This is a genomic window from Paenibacillus sp. P4_E11, assembly GCF_056401635.1.
This window is the reverse complement of sequence record NZ_JBFUIX010000438.1, coordinates 1-1,561: the sequence shown is the minus strand read 5'-3', so window position 1 is coordinate 1,561 and position 1,561 is coordinate 1. Positions and strand designations below refer to the sequence as shown.

The window sequence follows — 1,561 nt, the reverse complement described above, 5'->3', positions numbered from 1 at the left end:
GCATTGAGTTTGATCAACAAAGGCATTTTTGTTAAAAATGACACATCAGATGGATATGTTACTATTAAGAAAAAACCGAAAGGGATATATGAAATTAAAGTTTTTACTCATGGAGTTGAAAAGCATGATGTAGCACAAGGTGATTTTTCCGCTTTAATGAAAACCTTAAATCGATTTGATGAGTACTATATCGAAGAATAATGAACTTGAAAAATCGTATATCGTCTTCTTCTTCCCGAAAAACCTCCCGAAAACTTCCCGGGTATTACCCTACAAATGGGAATACCTGACGTGATATATTCTTCCTGTAAACAATACACAGAGGAAGAGGTGATCACGATGAAAAAAGCCGTTGCTGTTATTATGATCGCTGCAGCATTTTTAGTTGGAACCACTTTTGCAACAATAAATACTGAACTAATTCATGCTGCTGCACTAAATGGTGGTGTGAATGATCCTCCAGATTCAAATGGATAACATTTGGGGAGTTAGCTTCGTAAGCTAGCTCCTTTTGTTTTTGTATTATTCAATCAGATACTTCAACGCCTACGCATTGTCTCGAACTTAGGCTCCAGATCCTTCAAGAAAGCAGGCTTGTTCTGAACACGCAGATTGCGTTCAAAGCCGATGCCTACGAGCAGATGCAGACAAAGGAATACAAACGAGCGATGGCTTCGATCAAACGAGAGCCAGACAGTGTGGCATCCCTATCCGGGACCAGCCCGGGAGAAAAAGACACAAGAAATGGGTGTATGTATTATTTTGTCTAAGATCGGTCGTAATCTTTACAGTAGTTGATCGAGAGCTAATTCCAGAAGCTCATAGCTCGATTGTAACCTCGTCATCTAATTGCGCTGATTGATATATGGCTTCGATCACACGGACTACAGAACGGCCATATTCACCAGAGGAATAAGGTTGTCGTCCTTCGCGAATACATGCTGCTAGATCAGTCAATTGCAGTTCAAACGGATTGACCGCATGTTCGATAGGAACTTGGCGGTATTTGCCGTCTTCGCTAATCCATACGGAATCATGGTTAATGATCTTGATCATCCCGTGTGTGAAGACGAGCTCCGTCTCTTCCCGGTCCACCCCATCGTAACCGGACAAGTTAACGGTACAGGTAACACCCTGTGATGTCTCCAGCATCATGACCGCGCTACCTTCCATATCCGGGTAACGCTCAGCGTGATAGCTAAGCGATGCACGAACGCGAGTAATGCGGCTATCCGTCAGCCATTGGATTTTATCGATGGCATGCGCACCCAAGTTGAATACGATGCCACCGCCTGATTTGGCTTTGTCGAGAAACCAGGAAGGGCGGTCTGCATGGAAATAAGGGCCGTGCCGGACATCATGAATCATAACCAGCTTCCCTAACTCACCGCTTTGTACGATAGACTTGCCCTTCAGATTATGGGAGATATATTGTTGAGTCTGTCCGACAAGCATCACCACACGGTTTCGTTCTACGGCTTCGTTAATGGCATCGCATTGTTGTGTGGAAATCGCCATAGGTTTCTCMAACAGCAAGTGACACCCTTGGTCAGTACAATAT

At 44.0% G+C, this 1,561-nt stretch carries 3 protein-coding genes; 2 read left to right on the top strand and 1 reads right to left on the bottom strand.

The features are described 5' to 3' along the window. Both AC1DWB_RS34890 and AC1DWB_RS34885 read left to right on the top strand, forming a co-directional pair. On the top strand, window positions 1-201 hold a 201-nt coding region (locus AC1DWB_RS34890), incomplete at its 5' end, for a hypothetical protein (protein WP_477545655.1). A gap of 138 nt (window positions 202-339) precedes the next feature. Beyond that, window positions 340-477, top strand: a complete 138-nt coding sequence (locus AC1DWB_RS34885) for a hypothetical protein (protein WP_477545654.1) — start codon at window positions 340-342, stop codon at window positions 475-477. 342 nt (window positions 478-819) lie between these two features. Here AC1DWB_RS34885 and AC1DWB_RS34880 read toward each other — a convergent pair. Beyond that, the coding region (locus AC1DWB_RS34880) for a Gfo/Idh/MocA family protein (protein WP_477545653.1) at window positions 820-1,561 on the bottom strand (742 nt) is incomplete at its 5' end.

Coding starts and splice junctions, on each gene's coding strand:
- AC1DWB_RS34885 (WP_477545654.1), top strand. CDS start 340: ATGAAAAAAGCCGTTGCTGTTATTATGATCGCTGCAGCATTTTTAGTT.